This is a genomic window from Corynebacterium fournieri, assembly GCF_030408775.1.
Classification (GTDB): domain Bacteria; phylum Actinomycetota; class Actinomycetes; order Mycobacteriales; family Mycobacteriaceae; genus Corynebacterium; species Corynebacterium fournieri.
This window is the reverse complement of the sequence record NZ_CP047210.1, coordinates 1,341,284-1,364,504: the sequence shown is the minus strand read 5'-3', so window position 1 is coordinate 1,364,504 and position 23,221 is coordinate 1,341,284. Positions and strand designations below refer to the sequence as shown.

20 protein-coding genes and 1 pseudogene are annotated in these 23,221 nt (G+C 63.7%); 9 read left to right on the top strand and 12 right to left on the bottom strand.

What is annotated here, in order from left to right; genetic code table 11:
• Positions 1-51 precede the first annotated feature (51 nt).
• The 3 genes and pseudogenes from CFOUR_RS06640 to CFOUR_RS06630 form a co-directional block, all read right to left on the bottom strand.
• Positions 52-1,297 (bottom strand): annotated as a pseudogene (locus CFOUR_RS06640) (NAD(P)/FAD-dependent oxidoreductase).
• Positions 1,298-1,396: 99 nt separating this feature from the next.
• Positions 1,397-3,937 (bottom strand): DEAD/DEAH box helicase, encoded by a 2,541-nt coding sequence (locus CFOUR_RS06635; protein WP_085958502.1) that lies wholly within the window; start codon positions 3,935-3,937, stop codon positions 1,397-1,399.
• 34 nt (positions 3,938-3,971) lie between these two features.
• Positions 3,972-5,057: a PAC2 family protein gene (locus CFOUR_RS06630; protein WP_085958099.1), complete on the bottom strand. Its 1,086-nt coding sequence runs from the start codon at positions 5,055-5,057 to the stop codon at positions 3,972-3,974.
• A gap of 59 nt (positions 5,058-5,116) precedes the next feature.
• On the opposite strand from CFOUR_RS06630, the gene CFOUR_RS06625 reads away from it, so the two are divergent.
• Complete coding sequence (locus tag CFOUR_RS06625; RefSeq protein ID WP_085958098.1) at positions 5,117-6,406, top strand: DUF4192 domain-containing protein; 1,290 nt, start codon at positions 5,117-5,119, stop codon at positions 6,404-6,406.
• Here CFOUR_RS06625 and galE read toward each other — a convergent pair.
• From galE to CFOUR_RS06595, 6 genes are all read right to left on the bottom strand, one after another.
• Positions 6,403-7,392: a UDP-glucose 4-epimerase GalE gene (galE, locus tag CFOUR_RS06620; RefSeq protein WP_085958097.1), complete on the bottom strand. Its 990-nt coding sequence runs from the start codon at positions 7,390-7,392 to the stop codon at positions 6,403-6,405. The two genes, CFOUR_RS06625 and galE, sit on opposite strands and share 4 nt — an antisense overlap.
• A gap of 28 nt (positions 7,393-7,420) precedes the next feature.
• Positions 7,421-8,098, bottom strand: coding sequence for a metal-dependent transcriptional regulator (locus CFOUR_RS06615; protein WP_085958096.1), 678 nt, complete (start codon positions 8,096-8,098; stop codon positions 7,421-7,423).
• 139 nt (positions 8,099-8,237) lie between these two features.
• Positions 8,238-9,239 (bottom strand): sigma-70 family RNA polymerase sigma factor, encoded by a 1,002-nt coding sequence (locus CFOUR_RS06610; protein WP_085958095.1) that lies wholly within the window; start codon positions 9,237-9,239, stop codon positions 8,238-8,240.
• A 100-nt stretch (positions 9,240-9,339) separates the two neighbouring features.
• Positions 9,340-9,774, bottom strand: coding sequence for a D-aminoacyl-tRNA deacylase (dtd, locus tag CFOUR_RS06605; protein WP_085958094.1), 435 nt, complete (start codon positions 9,772-9,774; stop codon positions 9,340-9,342).
• 17 nt (positions 9,775-9,791) lie between these two features.
• Positions 9,792-11,351, bottom strand: a complete 1,560-nt coding sequence (locus tag CFOUR_RS06600) for a DUF7782 domain-containing protein (RefSeq protein WP_085958093.1) — start codon at positions 11,349-11,351, stop codon at positions 9,792-9,794.
• 46 nt (positions 11,352-11,397) lie between these two features.
• On the bottom strand, positions 11,398-11,889 hold the full coding sequence (locus CFOUR_RS06595; RefSeq protein WP_085958092.1) for a DUF3099 domain-containing protein: 492 nt from the start codon (positions 11,887-11,889) through the stop codon (positions 11,398-11,400).
• Between the two features lie 51 nt (positions 11,890-11,940).
• Between CFOUR_RS06595 and CFOUR_RS06590 the strand changes: the two genes are divergently transcribed.
• Genes CFOUR_RS06590 through CFOUR_RS06580 form a run of 3 tightly spaced genes read left to right on the top strand, consistent with a single transcriptional unit; the run spans position 11,941 to position 14,654 of the window.
• Positions 11,941-12,195, top strand: a complete 255-nt coding sequence (locus CFOUR_RS06590) for a DUF3039 domain-containing protein (RefSeq protein ID WP_085958501.1) — start codon at positions 11,941-11,943, stop codon at positions 12,193-12,195.
• Positions 12,192-13,952 carry a DEAD/DEAH box helicase gene (locus CFOUR_RS06585; protein ID WP_085958091.1) on the top strand — a complete coding sequence of 587 codons (1,761 nt, stop codon included), beginning with the start codon at positions 12,192-12,194 and terminating at the stop codon, positions 13,950-13,952. The genes CFOUR_RS06590 and CFOUR_RS06585 overlap by 4 nt, the downstream gene beginning before the upstream one ends.
• 48 nt (positions 13,953-14,000) lie before the next feature.
• Positions 14,001-14,654 (top strand): DUF4190 domain-containing protein, encoded by a 654-nt coding sequence (locus tag CFOUR_RS06580; RefSeq protein WP_085958090.1) that lies wholly within the window; start codon positions 14,001-14,003, stop codon positions 14,652-14,654.
• A gap of 112 nt (positions 14,655-14,766) precedes the next feature.
• On the opposite strand, the gene CFOUR_RS06575 is transcribed toward CFOUR_RS06580, so the two are convergent.
• Entirely contained in the window at positions 14,767-16,215 is a 1,449-nt protein-coding gene (locus CFOUR_RS06575; protein ID WP_230471854.1) for an RNA polymerase sigma factor, read from the bottom strand.
• Between the two features lie 204 nt (positions 16,216-16,419).
• Positions 16,420-17,178: a polyphosphate--glucose phosphotransferase gene (ppgK, locus tag CFOUR_RS06570; protein WP_085958088.1), complete on the bottom strand. Its 759-nt coding sequence runs from the start codon at positions 17,176-17,178 to the stop codon at positions 16,420-16,422.
• 165 nt (positions 17,179-17,343) lie between these two features.
• Between ppgK and CFOUR_RS06565 the strand changes: the two genes are divergently transcribed.
• Positions 17,344-17,637, top strand: a complete 294-nt coding sequence (locus CFOUR_RS06565; RefSeq protein WP_085958087.1) for a DUF4193 domain-containing protein — start codon at positions 17,344-17,346, stop codon at positions 17,635-17,637.
• Positions 17,638-17,716: 79 nt separating this feature from the next.
• Here CFOUR_RS06565 and CFOUR_RS06560 read toward each other — a convergent pair whose 3' ends face one another.
• Entirely contained in the window at positions 17,717-18,262 is a 546-nt protein-coding gene (locus CFOUR_RS06560; RefSeq protein WP_085958086.1) for a DUF3093 domain-containing protein, read from the bottom strand.
• A 152-nt stretch (positions 18,263-18,414) separates the two neighbouring features.
• On the opposite strand from CFOUR_RS06560, the gene dut reads away from it, so the two are divergent.
• From dut to dxs, 4 genes are all read left to right on the top strand, one after another.
• Positions 18,415-18,837, top strand: a complete 423-nt coding sequence (gene dut, locus CFOUR_RS06555; RefSeq protein ID WP_085958500.1) for a dUTP diphosphatase — start codon at positions 18,415-18,417, stop codon at positions 18,835-18,837.
• Positions 18,838-18,911: 74 nt separating this feature from the next.
• Positions 18,912-19,919: a DUF3710 domain-containing protein gene (locus tag CFOUR_RS06550; RefSeq protein WP_290179059.1), complete on the top strand. Its 1,008-nt coding sequence runs from the start codon at positions 18,912-18,914 to the stop codon at positions 19,917-19,919.
• The gene (locus CFOUR_RS06545; RefSeq protein WP_230471851.1) at positions 19,920-21,191 is read left to right on the top strand and encodes a class I SAM-dependent RNA methyltransferase; all 1,272 of its coding nucleotides are present in this window, start codon (positions 19,920-19,922) and stop codon (positions 21,189-21,191) included. It begins immediately after the preceding gene.
• Positions 21,192-21,285: 94 nt separating this feature from the next.
• The gene (gene dxs / locus CFOUR_RS06540; RefSeq protein WP_085958498.1) at positions 21,286-23,211 is read left to right on the top strand and encodes a 1-deoxy-D-xylulose-5-phosphate synthase; all 1,926 of its coding nucleotides are present in this window, start codon (positions 21,286-21,288) and stop codon (positions 23,209-23,211) included.
• Positions 23,212-23,221 lie beyond the last annotated feature (10 nt).

Genomic DNA, 23,221 nt, shown 5'->3' with positions numbered 1-23,221 from the left:
AGCACGCCAAAACCCCGGATACGAGGCGTATCCGGGGGTGCCTGGTGGTGGCTAGAGGCCGCCGAAGGGGCCGCGCAGCGGGTCGAAGGGTTTAATGGTGTCGTCCACCACACCGGTTTCAATTTGCTTAGCCAGCATCTTGCCGGACAGCGGACCGAGAATGATGCCCCACATGCCGTGGCCGCCGTTGGTGTAGACGTTCGGAACCTTGGTGGTGCCCACCAGCGGCAAGCCGTCGGGTGTGACCGGGCGGGAGCCCACCCACTCGTCTTGGCGGTCGTCCCAGTCGATGCCCTGGAAGAAGGGCTTCGTGGTGTGAATGATAGAAGCAATGCGGCGCGGCTGGAACGGCTCGTCCGGACCGCGGAACTCCATGGTCCCCGCGATGCGGAAGCGGCCCTGGTACGGGGTGCACGCGATCTTCGGGTCCGGCAGGTACACCGGGCAGGTGGCGGGGGAGTCCGTCTCCACCGAGAAGGAGTAACCTCGGCCCGCCTGCACCAGCGTGGTCACGCCCAGATCCTTCGCCAACTTGGGCAGCCACGCGCCCGTGGCCAAAACGACGTTGTCGGCCTGGATCCACTCGCCGGACGCCAGATTTACAGCCGGCTTGCGGGTGGAGGTGACCTCAACAACTTCGACGCCGGTGGTGACCTTGCCGCCGCTCCACGATGGAATCCGCGATGGCCTGGCAGTAGGGGCCCGGCTCGATGAAGCGCTGGCCGCCCATGCGGTACGTTGCGCCTACCTTGTCCGTGAGCATCGGGGCATCGGTACGAGCGTCGTCAAGCGTGATCTGCTCGAAGGGGATGTCCTGGCCGTGGCGCTGCGCCCCCTCGACCTCTTTGAGAAAGCCTGCGGCCTTGCCCTCGTTTTCAAAGCCGATGATGAACGGGCCCTCGTTCGTTGCGGCGTTGACCCCGCCGGCCTCGAGCTCGTCGAACGCCGCGAGGGCGGCGAGGTCAGCCTTGGTCAGACCCGCCATTGCCTTGTCCCAGGCGCGCCCAGTGGCGTGCGCCATGAAGTTTGCGCAAAAGCGCCACAGCTTCGGGTCGATGCGCACGGGCACGTCGAGGGCGGCGTGTTTATCGAACAGTGCAGTTGGGCCGTACGCCCACAGGCTCGAGTTGGACAGCGGGATGGTTTTGCCGGGGGCGAGCCACCCGGCGTTTCCCCACGACGAGCCTGCTGCCACGTCGATGCGCTCAAGCACCTCCACCTCATGGCCGTACTCTTGCAGATGCCACGCGGTGGAAAGCCCGGTCATGCCGGCGCCCACGACGATCGTGCGGGTCATATATGTTCCTCCTCACAAAGAAAATCGATTGTGTTGAAGGCAATGTAACCCAACGAAAGTAGCGGCACCCCGCTTTTCGCCTATCGACGTCTCCTCCGGCTAATCCTCGCTCATGCGAAGCGAGGACAGGCGAACCTCTCCGGCCTCGTCGGAAGCGTCCAGGTCCACCACGCCGTGCAGCTGGAACGCGTTGTCGCCCTCTGGGTCCTTAATAATCTGGGTGATGTTCCACGACCTGCCCGAGGAATCGGCGAGGCGGAAAAACTCCGGCCCGCGCGCGTCCGGTCCGAGGTCCACATCGTCGTACTCGTCGAAGTAGTCGTCCATCGCTGCCGGCCAGTCCACCCGAGCGTCCGGCTCGAGATAGTCCAGCATCTCCGCCAGTTGATCTTCCTTCTCGTAGGCGAACAGCTCCACCAGGCGGAAGAAATAGTTGCGCACCATGATGGTGAATGCGCGGCGGTTCGCGGTCAGCGCCGTGGGATCGTCGACGCCGAAGGCGAGCTCGCGGTCGATGGTGTCCTGGCTGACCGGCTGGTCGTCTCCAGTCATGTGCGCCCACTCGTCAATGAGGGAGGAATCCACCTGCTTGATCAACTCGCCGAGCCATACCACGATGTCCTCGAGCTCGTCGTTCATGTACGCGTCTGGAATGGAATACGACAGGGTGCGCCAGGCATCGGTGAGGTAGCGCAGCACCACTCCTTCTGAGCGGGCCAGGCCGTAAGTGGCGATGAGATCTGAAAAGGTCATCGCGTGCTCGATCATGTCGCGGACCACGGATTTCGGCGACAACTCGAATTCCTTCGCCCACGGGTTTCCTTCGGTGAAGGTATCGAATGCCTCTTCCAGCTCGTCTTCGAGCGGCTTGGGGTAGGTCACGTCCTCGATGATGGCCATGCGTTCGGTGTAATCGACACCGTCTGCCTTCAGCGCGGCGATCTCCTCGCCGCGCGCCGCTGTCTGCTGCGCCTGGAGCAACTGCCGCGGATCGTCCAAAATCGCCTCGAAGGCGGAGATGACATCCAAGGTGTACGTCTCCGACTCCGGGTCCAGCAGGGTGAGAAACGCCAGCGCGAAGGGGGACAGCGGCTGGTTCAACGCGAAATCGCGGTCCAGCTCCTGGGTGAGCGTGTACGGGCGAAACGCTGGCGAGTCCGGCGTGCGCTCGACCACACCGGCGTTGATCAGGCCGCGAAACAGGTTCACTGCCTGGATGATGTCGCGGTTTTGCTTCGCTCGTGCATCGTGGTTTGAGCGCAGCAGGTGGCGCATGTGCTCATAGCCGTCGCCGGGGCGTGCGACCACGTTGAGCAACATCGAGTTGGACACCTTGAACTGGCTGGTCAGCTCCTCGGGCTCGGCAACCTTGAGCCGCTCAAAGGTATTCTCGGACCAGCTGACCTCGCCGTCGCGGGCCGACTTCTTCCGGATTTTCTTCAGCTTCTTCGGGTCGTCGCCGGCCTTGCGCCGCAGCTTGACGTTTTCGATTTCGTGTTCAGGTGCTTCCACAACGACAGTGCCTTCGGTGTCGTATCCCGCGCGACCGGCACGCCCCGCAATCTGGTGGAACTCACGCGACTTCAAGATGCGTTGGCGGGTCCCGTCGAACTTCGCGAGCCCCGTAATGAGCACCGTGCGAATCGGCACGTTGATGCCGACACCCAACGTGTCTGTACCGCAGATGACCTTTAACAGCCCCGTCTGTGACAGCCGCTCAACCAAGCGCCGGTACTTCGGCAGCATTCCTGCGTGGTGCACACCGATGCCCTTGCGGACAAGCTTCGACAGCGTCTTGCCAAACGTCGTAGTGAAGCGAAAATCCCCGATTTCCTCTGCAATCCGCTGCTTCTCTTCTGGGGTGATGATGTTCATGCTCGTCAACGCCTGAGCGCGCTCGGTTGCTTCACGCTGAGAAAAGTGCACCACGTAGATCGGTGCTTTGCCGTCATCGAGGAGCTCTTGAATCGTCTCATGGACGGGCGAGAACACGTAGTGGAAATCCAGGGGAACAGGACGCTCAGCTCCGCCGACATAAGTGGTTTTACGCCCGGTGCGTTCGGTAAGGTCCTTTTCCAGCCACTCCGTGTCGCCCAGGGTGGCGGACATCAGCAAAAACTGGGCCTTCGGAAGCTCCAGCAGCGGCACCTGCCAGGCCCAACCGCGCTCGGGTTCGGAGTAGTAGTGGAACTCATCCATCACCACTTGGTCGATCTTCGCGTCCGCGCCCTCGCGCAAAGCGATGTTCGCCACGATCTCGGCCGTCGCGGCGATGATCGGGGCGTTGGAATTGACCGTGGCGTCGCCCGTCATCATGCCGACGTTTTCGGCGCCGAAGATCTCGCAGAGAGCGAAGAATTTTTCGCTCACCAACGCCTTAATAGGGGCGGTGTAGAAGGAACGCTGCCCGCGCGCCATCGCGATGAAGTGCGCGGCGTTGGCCACCATGGACTTTCCAGAGCCGGTCGGTGTCGCCAAAATAACGTTGTCGCCGGCTAGGAGGGCGAGCGATGCCTCCTCTTGCGCAGGGTAGAGCGAGATTCCGCGGGAACTCGTCCACGCGTTGAACGAGTCCCAGACAGCGTCCTCAAACAGCGATTCGGGGGCCTGCGCAATATCTTCAAGCAAATCGGTCAGCATCACAGCATTCACCGTAGCCGACCGCCCGACATCACTAGTGAGTGTCGGAGTCTGGGCCCTCGTCGCCGTCGCCTTCAGGGCGGGCCCCTTGGCCGTCGTCAAGCGGCTGCTGCGGCGCCGACGGATCGATGGTGAAGTGGTCGCGCAAACGCTGGTCCGTCTCCTCGCTGTGGGGGAGACTGCGTTGCTGGTCGCGGTCCCGGTCCTCAATGGCGGTGAGGTAGTTCTCGAACGCCTCGCTGATCTCCTCGCCGGTGGGCATCTGCGCCTCACCCGGCATCATCGCCTGCGGGTGGCGGTCGCGGTACTCCTGCATTTCACGGTCGTAGTGCTCTTCCAACGCCTGCACGACGTGCGTGATTTCATCCGAGTTGTTGGTCTGCTCCGCCAGCTGCTGCGACACACGGCCCATGTCCGCCTCCAAGGAACGCAGCGGGAACTGCAAGTTCGTCGAATCTTCTACCGACTGCAGCAGCTGGAACGTCGCATGCGGGTACGGCGAAGCCGCAACGTAGTGGGGAACGTGAGCCGTGTAGCCGGCCACGGGACGGCCGCGCTTGTGCAGCTCCCGCTCAATGAGGATGGAGGCGGAACCCGGCACGCTGACCATGCCGTCAAACGTGAACATGGAGCCGACGAGCTCGCGGTCGTTGCCGTGGGCGGAGACAACCAGCGGGCGAGTGTGCGGCGCACCCATGGGGGCGGCGTAAAGGCAAATGGTCTTGCTCACGCCGAAACGGTCCGCCAGATCAGCCACCGCGCTGCTGAACGCCTCCCACCGCAAATCCGGTTCCGGCCCGGACAGCAAGAGGAACGATGTGCCCTTCTCGTCGCGCAGCACGCGCATGTCAAGCTGCAGGTCCGCCACGTCGGTGATCTCCGAGTGCGCCAACGTCACGGTCGGGCGGCGCGAGCGGTAATCAATAAGCTCGTCGTTGCTAAACGTTGCCACCGTGTGCGACTCCAGCGCCGCCTTGAGGTGATCGGCGGCGGATTCAATGGCGTGGCCCGCATCTGCGTAGCCGTGCATAGCCACGATAAGGGCGGGGCCGTTGTTTGCCTCCCCGCTCACCTGCGGGGCGGGATACTCAAGTTCGTACATGCGACGTTCTTGCGTCATGGTCGAGGCCTCCTACATTCGCTCGCCTTACCGGCTTTGTTGCTCCACCCCCACAACGGATGGCAAAGCAGAATCATTCCATTGTGCCCGATCCCAGTCGATTTGCCACCACCAGCGCGTATCGCGCCCGGACGGGAAAAGTTTCGTCTGCGAGGGAACCGAAGCGGGAATCCGGTGGTCTAAGGGTTATGGATATTCAGCCGCAACCGCACGAAACAAATCCGCCGACAACCCCCGTCACTCCGCATCCGAATGCGCGAGCCCTGCGCTCCCCGTCGAACCTCATCGCCTCTATCCCGGGCGCCCTGGGATATTTTCCCAATGAGGCGGTGGTGCTGATTAACGTATACGCCCCATCTGCGAACACCTCAACCTTCGACATCGGGGCATATCTGGAGGCCGATGTGGGAAATACCGAAAGTATCCAGCGCGCGCTCCAACGGATTCCCCTCGGCCGCCATGTAGCCACCTTCGCCGTCATCGTGACTCGGGTCCCCGACTCCAAAATGGTTGCGGTTGCTGCGGAAGGGCTACGAATGGCGGCCGACGAGTTCGGAGAGATCATTGAGGCCTGCTGGATTGTCTCCGAGGTCGCAGACGGCACGCATTACCAGCTTCTGTTCGGTCCCGACCCCGACACTGCCGGCGCAGTCTGGAACTGGCGGGCCGGATACGAACGCGGCACTGTCTCCTCCGTGGCAAGAGCAGAGCCGATGCGTCCGCTCATCGACCACGGAGCGCTGCCCGAGCTGCACAGAAGTGAACTATTTGCGCATTTCGAACCTGTCGTTGCAGCGGATGTTCATGCTGCCGAGCTCATCGCAGCGGATGCGCACCAACACGGCGCGACGCTGATGTGCTGCATCGACGACGACCCAGAAGTAGCGCTTGCCCGCATCCGCCAAGCTTGCGACGTGTTCAAACACGCTCCCAACGCTGGCCTCATCGATAGCGACGGCGGTTTGGTGATCGGCGAGGTGTTCTCCAGCCCCCGAGACATCGAGCTTCTGGCAGCCATGCTTTCTCGAAGCACGTTGCGCGACTGCCTCATCGTCGATGCCTTGGCGCGGCCCTATGCCGCGGGCGCAGTGTTTGTGACCATCGCGCGCAACTTCAGCGGCACCATACGGGCCAACGCCCTGTGCCTGTGGGCGATGGTGGCCGTTTCACTCGGACTCAACGGCTGGGCGGGAGCCGCACTGACCTGCGCTGAAGACGAAGTGCCGAGACACAATCTTTCATCGCTGTTAGCCAACGTCATCGGCATCGGGCAGGGCCAAGCGTTGCTTGAGCTGAGCCGTCAAGGTTGCTTGGCGACCTGGGAAGGACTCGGAGGTAAAGCAGCCTAGCGTGCGGAGTGGGACCGGTCGCCGAGCTGGCGGGTGAACTCCCAGGCGTCCTGCACGATTGTGCGCAGCTCAGTGCGTGAAGGGTTCCACCCGAGGGTGCTGCGGATCTTCTCGGAGGACGCGATAAGCACCGCCGGATCGCCGGCGCGGCGCTCAGCGACCTCGGCGGGGATCGGGTGACCGGTAACCTCCCGGCAGACCTCCACAACCTCGCGCACCGAGTACCCGTCGCCGGAGCCGAGGTTGTAAATCTGGTGTGTGCCGGGGGTGTTGGCCTCCAACGCGAGGACGTGCGCATCAGCGAGGTCCCGGATGTGGATGTAATCGCGCACGCAGGTGCCGTCCTTGGTGGGCCAATCGTCGCCGTACATCATGATCTTGTCGCGGTAGCCCATGGCTACCTGCAAGACGATGGGGATCAGATGTGTTTCGGTGATGTGGTTTTCACCAATTCCGTTGTAAGCGCCCGCGACATTGAAGTAGCGCAAACTGGTCGCGCCCAGCCCGTAGGCGTTGCAGTACGAGGTGATGGCGTAGTCGATGGCCAGCTTGGTCGCGCCATACGGGTTAGTGGGGCGGGTAGGTGCGTCTTCCGTGATCGGCACCGTCTCCGGCTCGCCGTAGGTGGCCGCGGTGGAGGAAAAGACCAAGGAGTTGACGTCGTGACGGCGCATCGCGTCCAGCAGCGCGAGCGAAACATCGAGGTTGCCGTGCCAGTACGACGCCGGGTCCTCCATGGATTCGCCGACGAGGGACTTCGCGGCGAAGTGGAGGACGCCATCGACGGGAATCCCACTTCCGTCAGACAAGACGTCGTCGATGACATCGCGGATCTCGCCGCGGACAAATGTGGCTGCCTCCGGCACTGCGTAGTCGTTGCCGGTACTCAAGTCATCTACGACGGTGACATCGTGGCCGGCCTCCAAAAGGGCTGCCGCGCAAACACTTCCGACGTAGCCGGCACCGCCGGTGACCACGAGTTTCATTGCTGCGTCCTTCCTTGCTCAGCGCTGTCTAATCTTCGCGCTCGACGCGGAGCGCATGCGCAATGTCCGCGGTGAGCTCGAACCGATCGCCGTTATCAGTGGCGACCTCCACCGCGCCGTCTTCTAACGGCGTGAGCGCCACAGTTTCACCAACGAGCTGGCCTGCAGACTTCGGCAACGCACCGTCCTGCAGAATCTCGCTGATCTGCACCACTTTCGCCCGCACGGGCTCCTTCAGCCGCAGATCTGTCACGCGAGTGCCTGTGTGCTCGGCCGTATCGGAGGAAACCCCCAGCTCGTCGAGTGCGGGGATCGGGTTGCCAAAGGGGGAGCGGGCCGGACTTTCCAATACAGCGACAACCCGGCGCTCCACCTCCTCGCTCATCACGTGCTCCCAGCGGCACGCTTCGTCGTGGACCTGGGAAAGGTCCAACTGTAAGACGTCGGTAAGTAGCCTTTCGGCGAGACGATGTTTGCGCATCACTGCGGTGGCGCGCTTTCGGCCTTCTTCAGTAAGCGACAGCGATCGGTCGTGCTCAACCACCATCAACCCGTCGCGCTCCATTCGGGCTACGGTTTGGGAGACAGTGGGACCGGATTGCTCGAGGCGTTCCGCGATACGTGCGCGCAGCGGCGTGATGCCTTCCTCTTCCAGTTCGTAGACGGTGCGCAGATACATCTCTGTGGTGTCGACGAGGTCACGCACTATGATGCTCCCTTCCAATCGCGGTGCTGGCTGGAGGTTTTAGAAAACCATTGTGGAAATACTCTAGCCCAGCACCTGCGACAGCACTGATGAAGCTGCGTGCGGTGCCGGGCTAGGGCAAAAGTGGCCCGGAATCGGGCTAGAGGGCGTAATCGCGCAGGCGATCAGCGCGCTCACCTGCGCGCAGCTTCGCCATCACCTCTCGCTCTATCTGGCGTACGCGCTCGCGCGAAAGGCCGAACTGCCGGCCAATCTGGTCGAGGGTGCGCGGAACACCGTCGGTCAGGCCGTAGCGCATCCGGATTACGTCTTGCTCACGCTGCTCCAGGCCGCTGATGATGTCTTCAATGTCGTCGTGACGCAGCGTGGTCACCACCGCGTCCTCTGCGTCAGTCGCCTCAGCGTCCTCGATGAAGTCGCCCAAGGGCGCTTCCTCGTCCGCGCCGACCGGCATGTCCAAGCTCACCGGGTCGCGAGATTGGCGCAGCAGCATCTCAATCTTGGATTCTTCGATGCCGGACTCTTCCGCCAGTTCCTCGTTCGTCGGTTCGCGGCCGAGGGACTGGTACATCTCACGGCGGATACGCGAGAGCTTGTTCACCTGCTCCACCAGATGCACTGGCAGGCGGATGGTGCGTGATTGGTCGGCCATGCCGCGCGTAATGGCCTGGCGGATCCACCATGTTGCGTAGGTGGAGAACTTAAAGCCCTTGGAGTAATCGAACTTTTCCATCGCGCGGATCAGACCAAGGTTGCCTTCCTGAATCAGGTCGAGCAGCGGCATCCCGCGGCCGGTGTAGCGCTTTGCCAGGGAGACGACGAGGCGCAGGTTGGCCTCGAGCAGGTGGGCGCGAGCCTTTCGGCCCTGCTTGGCCAGGATCTTCAAATCGCGTTTCTTGGCGCGGGTGAGCTTGACTTCCGGGTCGTCCAGGAGGTGCTGGGCGTAGAGGCCGACCTCAATTTGTTGCGCGAGCTCGACTTCTTCCTCCGCGTCGAGGAGGGCAGTTTTGCCGATGCCGTTGAGATAAACGCGGACAAGGTCCGCAGAAGGGTTGTCGTTCGTCTGATTTCGACGGCTTCCGCGGTCGACGGTTTCCTCGGAATTCTGGGTTCCCTGTGCAGCGTGATCCGGCTGGCTCATGTAGCAATGCCTCCTCGGACTAAGTGGAACAGCTGGGCAGTCTAGAGAGGCAACGCTTGGCTGTAGCGCAGTGTTCCCGCCCGCCGGATTATTATTCAGATCACGCTTCTACGATGACGGTGAATGGCCCGTCGTTGACGCTTGCCACCTGCATGTGGGCGCCGAAGCGTCCCTCTTCGACGTGGATGCCGCGCGCACGCAGCTCTGCGGCGATGGATTCGATGACGGGGGCGGCCTCGTCGCCGGGTGCCGCATCGCTCCAAGATGGGCGTCGACCCTTGGCGGTGCGGCCCATCAGCGTGAACTGACTGACCAGCAGCACCGGCGCGCCAGCATCTTCCACAGAGCGCTCGCCGTCCAAGATGCGCAGCTCCGCAATTTTGCGCGCGACCTTTTCCCACGCGTCAGGGGCGTCCTCGCGCCCTGCCCCGACCAAAGCGAGAATCCCGCCGGTGGCGGGGCAGTCAATCGCTCCGACTACCTCCCCGTCAACCGTCACAGACGCCTGGGTTACGCGTGTGAGTACCGCCTTCACAATCCTGCCTTTCGTTTCTAGAGGTGGGTCAGTTGCGCAATTTCCGCAGGAAGCACGAGCCCGTGCCTGACAAGGTCCACGATCGCCGCTGCTGCGTCCGCCTCAAGCTTTGCGACGTCCTCCGGTTGCCCAAAACCGTGCGAGGCGGCGTAGAGGCCCACCACGTCGCGCAGCGGCAGCCCGTTCGGGTGCAGGCCAGACAACAGGGAGAGGATGCCCGCGTCGATGGTGTGGGAGAAACGCGGCCCGTCGGTTCTGGTGATACGCCGGGTCTCATCGGCGAAGCCCATGCCTAGGTCCGTGTCCGCGAGCTTGATGTCTTCCAGCGCCACCGTCGGGCGGACCAGGTAGGAGGTGTCGAGCACGTCGTCGCGGTCCTTGCCGCGCAGCCAGGCGGTGCGGATGAAATACTCCTCCGCCTCGGGCCCCAACGGGTCTGTGAAGGGCTGGGCCAATTCCTCGCAGGTAATTTCGCTGGGCTCGTCGCCGATGTCCTCCAACAGGATCCAGCCGAAGCCGACGGCGTGCACGTCGTGCTCTTCGAAGTGGTCGAGCCATTGCAAGGTGCGGGAGACGCCCTCATCTGAGCGGGGGTCGACGGATTCATCGCGCAACCACGTTGAGACGTACATGCCGGGGTCGACGACGTCGCGCTGCAGCACCCACGCGTTGATGCCGTGGGACGGCAGCCAGGACGCCACACGCGCCTGCCAGTTCTGGTCGAGCACGTGCACCCACGAGCCGAGAATGAACGCGCGCCCGCCCGCGGCAAGATGCTCCGGCGCGCGGCTGAGCACCAGCTCGGTTGCTCCGTCGAGGTCCAAGCCGGAATCGCGGTAGACGTGGCCGACTTCCGGCAGACCCACGACGAACGGCGGGTTGGCCACCAGCCGATCGAAACGCTCGCCACTGACAGGCTCAAACCACTCGCCTTGGCGCAAGTCCACATTGTCCACACCATTTGCGCGCATGGTGGCTTCGGCGAACTCCAGTGCGCGCCCGTGGATATCCGTGGCGACCACTCGGTTGGCCGCGCTGGACTGCGCGAGCGCCTGGATCCCGGAACCGGTGCCCAGATCCAGCACGGAATCTACCGGCGTGCACGGCGTGGCGGACAGCAGAGACAGCGAAGCCGAGCCCACCCCTAGGACGTGCTCGCGCCCCGGTACGTGGTCCGTCATTGAAGCGTCCAAGTCCGAAAACACCATTCGTGGTGTGCCCGCCACCACGTGCGGCCGAACTTCAACGGCAACTTTGTAGGTCGACGAATCCGGTACTGGTGCAACCAGGTGGTCGTCGATAAGCGAAAGTGCGAGCTTCGGCGTTAACATATCGCCGATCGCTTCCGCGGTGGCCGGGCGGCGCAGCACGAAAAACTTGATCAGAGCCGACAGCCGCGAACCGTCGGCGCAGGCGGCGAGCACAACACCGGGTTCGTGGCGATAAAGCGCCTCTGTCGCCTCCGGACCGAGGTGAGCTGCGATTCCCTCGGCGGTGAAACCGGCCGCTACAAGCTCCTCAGTTAAAGCTTTAGCTATCGCAGGAAAGTTGGGTGAAAGGGGGCCGAGCTCAGTCACGCGAAACTCCTACATTCCGATCGATCTTCGGCACTCATCGTCGTGCCTAATCGTTGTGGTCGATGATAGCGGGGGAGTTGCTGCCCTCCGCGCGGGGAGAATCCAGCGCTGCCCGCTGCTGCTGCGCCAACATGCGTTGCTGTTGGCGCGCGGCGGCGGGCTTGTACACGTTTTTCTGGCGGGTATCGCGGACTTCGCCCTGCGCGTTGCCGCGCACCACCGCAATCCACGGCAGCGGCACAGACACGACAAACAACACACCAGCGAGCACCCACCAGTGCGCCCACGCCGCTGCCATGGCAGCGACGATGAACGGCAGCCGCAGGCCCTGCAGCAACGCGTACTGCCGCTCCCGCGACTGAATATTTTGCTCGTGCGTATACGACGCGTCCGTGATCAGCTCACGGGAGCGGCGGCGCCGGAACATGCGCCGAGACACACCAGACACCCGAGTCGAACCGGAAGACGGGGAATAATCCGCATCCACCGTTTCGGGCTCAGATTCCGGGTCGGAGGGGGTGTGCTCGTTGGCGCTCATGAACGTCGAGGTTAGCCTTCCGGCTTAACCTCTCGCCCAAATTGGGGCATGATGGTTGCCGTGAATACGACGACGAAGACGCTCGAGCGCCCCGATCTCAGGGAAGACACCTCGTCGACCACGGACGACGGCACCCCGAAGTTCTTCCACTACGTAAAAAAGGACCAGATCGTCGATTCGGCGATCTCCGGAAAAATGGTTGTGGCCCTGTGCGGCGAGACCTTCCCCGTGAAGAAGCAGGCTAAACCGGGCTCCCCGGTGTGCCCTGACTGCGAGCGGATCTATAAGGGGCTGCGCCGCAGGTGACCGCCGCGTCTTCTGGGCCCCAGCTGCGTAAATGGCAGCAGGAGGCCCTTGATTCGTTTCTCCGCGACAAGCCCCGCGACTTCATGGCGGTGGCGACCCCCGGTGCGGGAAAGACCACCTTTGCGCTGACGCTCGCGTCGCGCTTGGTGGAGGATAGGACAGTCCAGCGCATCATTGTCGTGGTGCCTACCGAGCACCTCAAGCACCAGTGGTCGGACGCAGCGAAGCGATTCGGGCTGTCCTTGGACCCGAACTTCACCAACTCTTCCGCCGTGAACGCCTCCTACGACGGCATTGTGGTTACCTATGCGCAGGTCGGCATGCACCCGTTCAAGCACCACGCCGTGGCCTCGGCGCGGCGCACCTTGGTCATTTTGGACGAGATCCACCACGCCGGCGACTCCAAGAGGTGGGGCGACGGCGTGTACGAGGCGTACAACGACGTGGAGCACCGTCTCGCGCTGACCGGCACGCCGTTTCGCTCGGACGACTCGCAGATCCCCTTCGTGCGCTACGTCGAAGACGGCGAAGGCCATCTCGTCTCCGAGGCGGACTACACCTACGGCTACTCCCACGCGCTCGCAGACGGCGTCGTGCGCCCGGTGGTCTTTTTGGCGTATTCCGGCGAAGCCCAGTGGAAAGACTCCGCGGGCGAGGAGTACTCCGCGCGGCTGGGCGAGGCGCTCAACGCCGAGCAGACAGCGCGCGCGTGGCGCACTGCGCTGGACCCGAAAGGCGACTGGATCGCTGCCGTGCTCACTGCGGCGCACACCAGGCTGATGAAGATTCGCGCCAACATGCCGGACGCAGGCGGTCTTGTCATTGCCACCAACAAGACCACCGCGCGTGCTTACGCGAAGATTCTGGGCACGCTTTCCAACACGCCGGTGACGGTGGTGCTGTCGGACGAGCCGGGAGCGTCGGATCGCATCGACGAATTTTCCGCGTCCCGCGACGAATGGATGGTGGCGGTGCGCATGGTCTCTGAGGGCGTGGACGTGCCGCGGCTATCCGTGGGCGTCTACGCCACTTCTGCGTCCACGCCGCTGTTTTTCGCGCAGGCAATCGGTCGTTTTGTCCGCTCCCGCATGCCGGGCGAATCCGCGTCCGTGTTTTTGCCGTCCGTGCCAGTGCTACTGGGCCTGGCCGAGGAGATGGAGGTCTCGCGCGACCACGTGCTGGGCAAGCCTCACCGGGAATCAGGGTGGTCCGACGAACTGCTCGAACAAGCCAACCGCACGCAAAGCGAACCGGACGACCTGCCGACGTACGAGTCGATCGGCGCTTCCGCCGAGCTGGATTCGCTGATTTTCGACGGCTCAACCTACGGCACGCCCACCCAGGCCGGTTCTGCGGAGGAACAGGATTTCCTGGGCCTGCCCGGCCTTTTGGACGCTGATCAAGTCCGCACCCTGCTGGCAAAGCGCCAAAGCGAGCAACTTGACGCGCGCGATGCGGAAGAGCGGGCACGGCGCGCGGAGGAGCGCAAGGCCCGCGAACGTGCCGAGGTGCTGGGCGAGCCAGTGAAAAAGACGGCGCCTGCCGAAACCGCCCATAGTGAGGCGAGCACGGCCGCGGACGAGATCCCCGCCCTGCGCAAGGAACTCAACACGCGCGTCGCCATCGCGGCCGGGAAGACAGGCCGCCCCCACGGCGCGATCCACACTGAGGTGCGCAAAGCGTGCGGTGGCCCGCCGACAGCCCTGTGCAACGCAGAGCAGCTGCGGCAGCGCATTGCGTTCCTGCGCGACTGGTAGCTCGCCCGGTAGGGTGGCGTGACACACGTATACACGAAAGGAAATGTAATGAGCACTCCCTATAACCCCGGCCAGAACCCGAACGACCCGAACGACCCGAAGAGGCAGAACCCCTATGGGCAAAACCCCTACGGCGAGCAGCAGCAGTACGGCGCTCAGCCGGCGGACGGCAACTACAGTGCCCACCCGGAGGGGGTGTCCAGCTACGGCAACTACGACGGCCACGATCAGCTGCAGCCGGATTACACCCGCGGTGAAGCCGGCCATGCGGGCTATGGCATGGCCGGCGGCAATTACAACGCAGCGCCGACCTCGTACGGCTATGAACCGGCCCCTGCCCAGCAGGGGAGCAACGGGATGGCGATTGCGGCGCTGGTGCTGGGCATCTTGTCCCTGCTGGGCCTGCTTCTCGTCTTCCCCGGACTGATTCTTGGTGTCATCGCACTGATCCTCGGCATCGTGGGCGTGCGCAAAGCCAACAACATCGCCGGCCCCGGTGCCCGCAAGGGCATGGCCATCGCCGGCCTGGTCATGGGCGCGATCGCTACGATTCTGTCGGTACTGATGCTCATCTTCGGAGTCTCCGTGGCAAAGCAGATGATCGACGACGGCGTGTTCGAGGCGTGCGAACACCTCCAGGACGATACCGAGGCCTACCAGTCCTGCATTGAAGACGAAGTAAACGAGAGCTTTAACCAGTAGGGGTGAGGTAGCCTCTGCTGCAAAGCGCAAAGACGCCCTGACCTTTGAAAGGTCAGGGCGTCTTTGTGCGCTGGGCGCAAGCCCGCCAGCCGCAGGTGGCCGGGGTGAAAAACTAGTCCAAGTAGTCTCGCAGCACCTGGGAGCGCGACGGGTGACGCAGCTTCGACATCGTCTTGGATTCGATCTGGCGGATGCGCTCACGTGTCACGCCGTAAACCTGGCCGATCTCGTCGAGGGTGCGCGGCATGCCGTCGGTCAGGCCGAAGCGCAAGCGCACAACGCCCGCCTCGCGCTCAGACAGCGTGTGCAGCACGTCCTGCAGCTGGTCCTGCAGGAGAGTGAAGGAAACCGCGTCCACAGCGACAACAGCTTCGGAGTCCTCGATGAAGTCGCCCAGCTGGCTGTCGCCCTCGTCGCCGATGGTCTGATCCAAAGAGATCGGCTCGCGGGCGTACTGCTGGATCTCCATCACCTTCTCCTCGGTGATGTCCATTTCCTTCGCCAGCTCCAGCGGCGTGGGCTCGCGGCCGAGGTCCTGCAGCAGCTCGCGCTGGATTCGGCCGAGCTTGTTGATGACTTCGACCATGTGCACCGGAATACGGATAGTGCGGGCCTGGTCCGCCATTGCGCGGGTAATAGCCTGGCGGATCCACCAAGTGGCGTATGTGGAAAACTTGTAGCCCTTGGAGTAGTCGAACTTCTCCACAGCGCGGATCAGGCCGAGGTTGCCTTCCTGAATCAAGTCGAGGAAGGCCATGCCGCGGCCGGTGTAGCGCTTGGCAAGGGAGACCACGAGACGAAGGTTCGCCTCCAACAGGTGGTTCTTCGCCTTTCGGCCGTCGCGGGCCACCGAGCGCAGATCACGCTTGACAGCTGGGGTGAGTTTGGCGTCCTTGTCGCCCTCCGCCGCTGCACGCGCCATCTCGTCCAGCCGGTACTGCGCGTACAGGCCAGCCTCGATGCGCTTGGCCAGGGAGACCTCTTGCTCAGCGTCGAGGAGCGCAACCTTGCCGATCTGCTTCAGGTAGGCACGAACGGAGTCTGCGGAAGCGGTCAGCTGCGCGTCCTTGCGGGCTTGGCGCAGTGCCGCAGATTCCTCGATGTCCCAAACAGAGGAACCGTCGTCTTCCTCTTCTTCTTCCTCTTCGTCCTCGTCTTCGCCTTCGCTTTCGAGGGTGTCGTCGATGTCTTCGTCGAACGCGTCATCGTCGTCGCCGAGCTCCGGATCGTAGTCCGCGTCGTCGCGGTCTGCGTCCTGGTCGGCCACATCGTCTGCGTCGCCGCCGGGGTTGAGAAGATCGTCCTCAATCTCGTCCGCATCTGCTGCGCCCGCCTTGGCGGCCTTCGTCGCCTTCTTCGCCGCGGCCTTCTTTGCCGTGGTCTTGCGGGTGGCTTTCTTCGCGGACTTCTTGGCGGTCTTTCTTGCCGTCTTCTTCGCCGTCTTCTTCGCCGTCTTTTTGGCGGTCTTCTTCGCGGTCTTTTTCGCAGCCTTCTTGACTGTCTTCTTCGCGCTGGATTTAGCAGCGCTGCCTGCGTCACCGTCGGACGAGACTGCAGTCACGTCGTCGGTGTTATTGCTTGAAGCTTCGCTGGCTACCACGTATGCCCTTTCGAGTCATCGGACCTTACCACTGGCAATCCAGGGTACGTATGCGTCCCAAATTTTTCAGACCGCCAATAATAACAGTCAGCAGCGGATCGTATTCCTAGTCCCCGTCTGCCAATCGTTGAACGGCACTCACCGTACAACACCTGTGCACGACGGCTACGGTGCGACATGGTCGCGGGCGGCCATCGCTGCGCCCACGATGCCTGCGCGGTTGCGCAGCGCAGCCGGGACCACTGGGACGTCCACGGTCAGCAGAGGCACCCACTGATCAGCGTTTTGAGAGATGCCGCCGCCCACCACGAACGCTGTTGGGTTAAACAGCTTGCTGAATTCATGCAGCACGCGATCCACCCGCTGCGCCCACTGGCTGTAATTCAACGCCTCGCGGTCGCGCGCTGCAGAGGAGGCGAACTGCTCCGCCTCCGCGCCGTCGATAAGCATGTGCCCGAGTTCGGTGTTTGGAAACAGCGTCCCATCCATGAGAAACGCTGATCCGATGCCGGTGCCGAAGGTGAGGAAAACGACAGCTCCACTGCGGGCGGCCTCGTCGCCAAAGGCCACTTCCGCTAGTCCGGCGGCATCCGCGTCGTTGAGCACCGCAACGTTCGACCCCTGCAGGGCGGCGGAGAACACCTCCCGCACATTTGCGCCCACCCAGGACGGGTCGATGTTCGCTGCGGTGAGCGCGACCTGCTGGGTGATCACGGACGGCACAGTGATGCCGACAGGGCCGGCCCATTCGCACTGCCGCACGATCTGTGCGACCACCTCGGCAACGGCCTCCGGGGTGGCAGGTTGCGGAGTAGCAACAGTGACTTGCTCGCCGACGAAGTCGCCCGTGCGCAGGTCGACCACGGCGCCCTTGACGCCGGACCCGCCGATATCTACCCCGAACCCGAGTGCATTTTCTGTCATGCTGGGCAGTGTACAAACGCGCCCGACATGTCGCGCTACATTCGATAGTTTCGCATTGTGAGCTGGGAGGATGACAGGGCTATGTGGATGACCTAGTATTCCGCTCAAATAACGACATTCAGCCCCCTTCCGGGGCGACCACGCTGAGCTGGAGGACACACCACCATGGCCACCGATTACGATGCGCCGCGCCGTCGGATGGACGACGACATTGAGACCGATTCCTTGGAAGGGCTCAAGGCCGCCGAGGTAGCCGGCAGCAGCATGGATGACGACGGCGAGATTGTCGAGCCGGTCGAGCCGCCGACCCAGGACCTCTCCGGCGAGGAGCTCAACGTCGAGGTCAAGCCCCGCCAGGACGACGAATTCACCTGCGCGTCCTGCTTCCTCGTGCAGAAGAACAACCGCCTCGCCTACACCGAGGACGACGGTTCCAAGATCTGTCTCGACTGCGAGTAGGCACTCGCTTCACGACGACCAAAGGGCGGCGCCACCTTGGAAGGTGGCGTCGCCCTTTCGTGTCATCGGCTCCGAAGGCCTATTCGCCCGCGACCGTCTCGGGAGCAAAAGCCGCCAACACCTCTTCCGGGTGCTTCGCAGAAACGAGCCAGTAGGGGGTGGGATCCTCCGGGTCGTCGAGCACAACCAAGATGTGCTCACTGACCCACGGGCGAGACACAAGGAAAGCGGCCGGATCCAACTGCCGGCCCAACGCGTTTTGGCGTGCGGAGCCCGGCACCACCATGGACCGGGAGACAACGGTGTCGGGCAGGTTCGCGTCTTCCACGAGCAGCCAACGGGTGCCGTCCGTGTCCTGTTCCACGGACACTGTCGTGCGTGAAAGCCAAAACAGGAACCACGCGAACAGTGCCGTGAACAACACGAGCGGGACAATGAACCACCAGATGTTGCGGTTGAGTCCAAACTGCCCGGCAAGCAGCAGCGCCAGGCCTGCCAGGGCTACCCACCAGTACCAGGGCACCCACTGCCGCTCCGTGTACAGCACCTTCGGCTGCGTCGCTGACGCGCGGGTAGCGGCGCTGCCGGATCCGGGATTCGTAGGGGTCGACGAGGTCTCACTCACCCCTCCCACAATAGGCGGGGCTGGCTCGGTGGCCTACTTCCATCCAGCTTCCGGTGTATCCCCGCAGGACTGTCTCACGTAGGGTGGGCGGAGTGGAACAGCAAAGCAGCGAGCACAGCACGACCGGGTGGGACGCACTGCCGCCGATTCCGATGAAACGGCTTGACCCGGAACTTCCAATGCCGAACCGGGCGCACCCCGAGGATGCGGGAGCGGACCTGTATTCAGCCGAGGACCTGGTGCTGCAGCCGGGGGAGCGTGCGCTGGTGGGCACTGGCGTGGCTATCGCCCTGCCGGTGGGAACCGTCGGGCTTATCCACCCGCGCTCCGGCATGGCGGCGAAGCACGGGTTGAGCATTGTGAACACTCCCGGCACCATCGATGCCGGTTACCGTGGCGAATTGAAGGTGTGCCTGCTCAACACCGACCGGAGCGAGCCCATTGAGATCACCCGCGGCATGCGCATCGCGCAGCTGGTTGTCCAGCGGGTTGAATTGGTCGGGTTCGAAGAGGTCGATCAGCTCGACGAGACGCAACGCGGAAGTGGCGGGTACGGCTCGACAGGCACACACTGACGCGGACTACAGTCTTTAGCCGTAAACACAATTAATCCACACATCTGCGACCACAACTAAGGGAGTGACCAGCGATGGCATTTTGGCCGTTTGGCAAGAAAAAGAAGAAGCAGCAGGAAGAGCGTGCAGTAGAGTCGTCGCCGCTCGAGCCGCAGACTGATGCGACCGAGTCTGTCGCGCCAGAGGCTGATGCTGTGCCAGCCGAGCAAGCTGCGCCAGCCGAACAGGCGCCTAAGGCCGATGACGTGGCGGACGCTTCGAACGTCGAAAAGCGCGAGGCTGCTCCTGTCGCTTCTGCCGCTGCGGGCGTGGAAGCGCTGACGGATTACGACCCGGTCGGCGGATCCACCGGCCCCTTCGACGGCGACAACGTTGACATCGAGGACTTCGATTTCACCGACTTCTCCAACGTCACCCTCAACCTCGGCTCGATCCGCATCCCGCTGCCGAAGGAATCCCAGGTGCAGGTGGAAATGGGTGAGCAGGGCCCGAAGATGGTCCACATTGTCACCCGCTACGGCCGTATCACCCCGGTCGCCTTCGCCGCGCCTCGCACCGGCGGCCTGTGGGAGGAATCCGCAGAAGAAATTATCCAGGGCATGCGCTCCGAGGGAATGCCGGTGGAAATCCAGCAGGGCCCGTGGGGCCAGGAAGTGGTTGGCACGGGCACCAACGGCGTGATCCGCATCGTCGGTGTGGAAGGCCCGCGTTGGTTCTACCGCGTCACCTTGGCGGCGCCGACCGGTTCCGAAGATCAGCTCGCGGAAATCGGGCGCGAGACCATCGCCCGCTCCTTTGTCTACCGCGGCGAGGACCCGATCCTGGCCGGTAACTCCCTGCAGGTGGTGCTGCCGGCGCAGCTCGCGCAGCAGGTGCAGGCCGCCGCCGAGGCGCGCGCACGCCAAGGCCAGGCCACCGAGCAGGCGCCGGCAGAGGGCAACCCCAACGCGCTGAGCGACGCGCTGAAGCAGATCATTGCTCAAAACGCTGAGAATCAGAAGCAGCTGCAGGAGTTGCGCGAGCGCCGCGCAAACGGGGGCAGTACGAACGCCGGCGGCGCAACCCCGCCGGCCGCCGAGTAAGTGGCTGACACACGCGACAGCACCGGCTCACCCGCACTGACAGCGGGCGAGCCGGTGCGCTTGCACGTGCGCGCCATGGCGCATGGGGGAGAAGGCATTGCAGACGCACCCGACGGGCGGGTTGTGTTTGTCCGCGGCGCCATCCCCGGCGATGTTGTCGATGCCACACTGACCAAGGTGAAGAAGCGCTGGGCGCGCGCCGAAACGACCGCGGTCGTGCAGGCTTCTGCACACCGGATCGAACCCACGTGCCGCGCGGCGGCCGTTGGGGCGGGGTGCTGCGATTTTTCCTTCATCGACCCAGAGGCTCAGCTACAGCTCAAGCGCGAGGTTCTTTCCGGCCAACTGACTACCTTGTCCTCTCGGTCCGGCGTGCTGGACAACATCGACCTTTCTGCAGTGGGAGCGATGCAGCTGCAGCCGGTGACAGGCTGGCGCACCCGCGTGCGGTTGGGCGTCGATGGAAACGGCCGTGTTGGCGTGCGTCGCGCTCGGTCCACGGAGGTTGTCTCAGACAAGCAGTGCACCCAACCTGTCCCAAGCTTGCTCGACGGCGTGGTAGGCGAGGGCGCGCGCACGTTCACTCCGGGAGCGGAGCTGGTCGTCGCCGTCGACGCCGAGGGTGCGCGTCATGTGGTGGAAACCCAAGCTGCGCAGCGGGGCCGCCGCGTGGAGCGCGTCGAGCGTGTCCTTGAAGGGCCCGGCCGGGTGGTTGAGCGGGTGCGTGGTTTCGAATACGTCTTCCCGCCCACCGCATTCTGGCAGGCGCACCGCCGTGCTCCCGAGGAGTACTCGAATGTGATCGCGCGTTGGGGTCGTGCGGACTACGCCAGCCGCGTCGGCTGGGACCTCTACGGCGGTGTCGGCGCATTTGCCCCCGCCATCGCCGACGCCCTGGGCGGAGGGACGATTGAATCGGTGGATTACTCCAGCGCCGCCGCCGCACACCGCCAGCAAGTCGCGGAAGAGCTGCCGCTGCACATGCACCACGGCGACGTGGCGGCGTTGGTCGGTCAATTGCCAACTCCGGGACTGGTCGTTTTGGATCCGCCGCGGGCAGGGGCAGGTGCGCAGGTGGTGCAAGCAATCGCCGCGGCCCGGCCGGAGCGTATCATCCACGTCGGCTGCGACCCGGCCACGTTCGCCCGCGACCTGGCGGGCTTCGGTGAGCAGGGCTATGCGGTAACTCGCATGACGCTTATCGACGCGTTTCCGAACACCCACCATTTCGAAACGATTGCTCTGCTCGAACCAGCATCACGCGCCGGATAGGGGCGCGCGGCCGGACGTGTAAACTAACGAGAACTACACGGCAGACGCACCCGCGGTGGGCGCGTCCGAAAATGCGAAGGAGTACGACAGGACTGTGGCACTGCTCGAGCACATTGCAACGCCAGCGGATGTCCGCAAACTTTCTCCTGCGCAGCTCAATGACCTCGCGGATGAGATCCGCGAGATGCTGATTCAGAAGGTTTCCGCCACCGGCGGCCACTTGGGGCCCAACCTTGGCGTGGTGGAGCTGACTATCGCGCTGCACTACATCTTCGACTCGCCCGACGAGCCGATGATCTTTGACACGTCCCACCAGTCGTACGTGCACAAGATCCTCACCGGCCGCGGCGGGCAGTTCGAGTCGCTGCGCAAGAAGGGTGGCCTTTCCGGCTACACGTCGCGTGCGGAGTCTGAGCACGACTGGACGGAATCCTCCCACGCCAGCGCGTCGCTGTCGTACGCGGATGGTCTGTCCAAGGCGAAAGCGCTGACGGGCCACAGCGAGGACAACGTGGTTGCCGTGGTTGGCGATGGTGCGTTAACCGGCGGCATGTGCTGGGAGGCACTGAACAACATCGCGGCGGCGAACCGCAATGTCGTCATCGTCGTCAACGACAACGGCCGGTCCTACTCGCCAACCATCGGCGGGTTCGCCAACAACCTGACTAAGCTGCGGGACCAGCTCGCGGCGATTCGCATGCAGCCGGCCTACGACGAAGTGATGGAGTCGGGCAAAAAGACCCTGAAATCCATGGGCTGGGTGGGTGAGCGCACCTTTGATGCGTTGCATGCGATCAAAGAGGGCGTGAAGTACCAGGTGCTGCCCTCCGAGATGTTCGCCGAGCTCGGCATCAAGTACGTCGGGCCTGTGGAAGGCCACGACATCAAGAGCTTGCTCAACGCGTTCAAGTACGCGAAGCGCTACGAAGGCCCGCTGATCGTGCACGTGGTGACCGAGAAGGGCCATGGGTTCGCCCCGGCGGTGAATAACGTGGCGGATCAGATGCACTCCACTGGCGCGATCGACCCGGTTACCGGCGAAGCGCTCGCAGCGACCAAGCCCGGGTGGACGTCCGTGTTCACGGAGGAGCTGCTGCGCGCGGGCCACGAACGCGACGACATCGTCGCAATCACCGCCGCGATGGCGGGGCCGACTGGGTTGCAGCCGTTTGCGGAGCAATTCCCGGACCGTTTCTTCGACGTGGGCATCGCGGAACAGCACGCGGTGACCTCCGCGGCCGGGATGGCGCTCGGTGGGTTGCATCCCGTGGTCGCGGTCTACTCGACATTCCTCAACCGCGCTTTTGACCAGCTGCTGATGGATGTCGGCTTGATTGACCAGCCTGTCACATTGGTGCTCGACCGCGCGGGCGTGACTGGGTCAGACGGCGCGAGCCACAACGGCGTGTGGGACATGGCGATTTCTTCCATCGTGCCGGGTATCCGCATCAGCGCGCCGCGCGATACGGCGCGGCTGCGCGAGGAGTTCGCCGAGGCGATCGCGATTGACGACGGCCCGACGGTAGTCCGCTTCCCCAAAGGTGCAGCAGGACCGGACATCGTCGCGTTGGAGCGCCTCGCTGGCGGCACCGACGTGCTCGCGCGACCAGAAGGCGAGGGCACCGAAGACGATATCGACGTGCTCATCGTGGCGGTCGGCGCATTTGCGCCCTACGCACTCGAGGTGGCGGAAGCAGTGCGCGGCGACGGCATCCGCGCGACGGTGGTCGACCCGCGGTGGGTCGTCCCTGTTTCCGCGGACGTGCTGAGCCTGGCGGCAGATGCAGACCTGGTGGTCGTCTACGAAGACGGCGTCGTCCGCGGTGGTGTCGGATCCGCTGTGGTTGAGGCACTTGCTGCCGCGGAGGTGGACGTGCCGGTGAGGCAACTCGCATTCCCGGATATCTTCCCGCTGCACGCCTCGCGCGGCGAGATCCTGCAGGAATACGGTCTCGATCCTGCCTCCGCAGCCGAGCAGGTGCGAGCGTGGGCGGGCAGCTTGGCTGACCCTGACGTTTAAACTAGGAAGT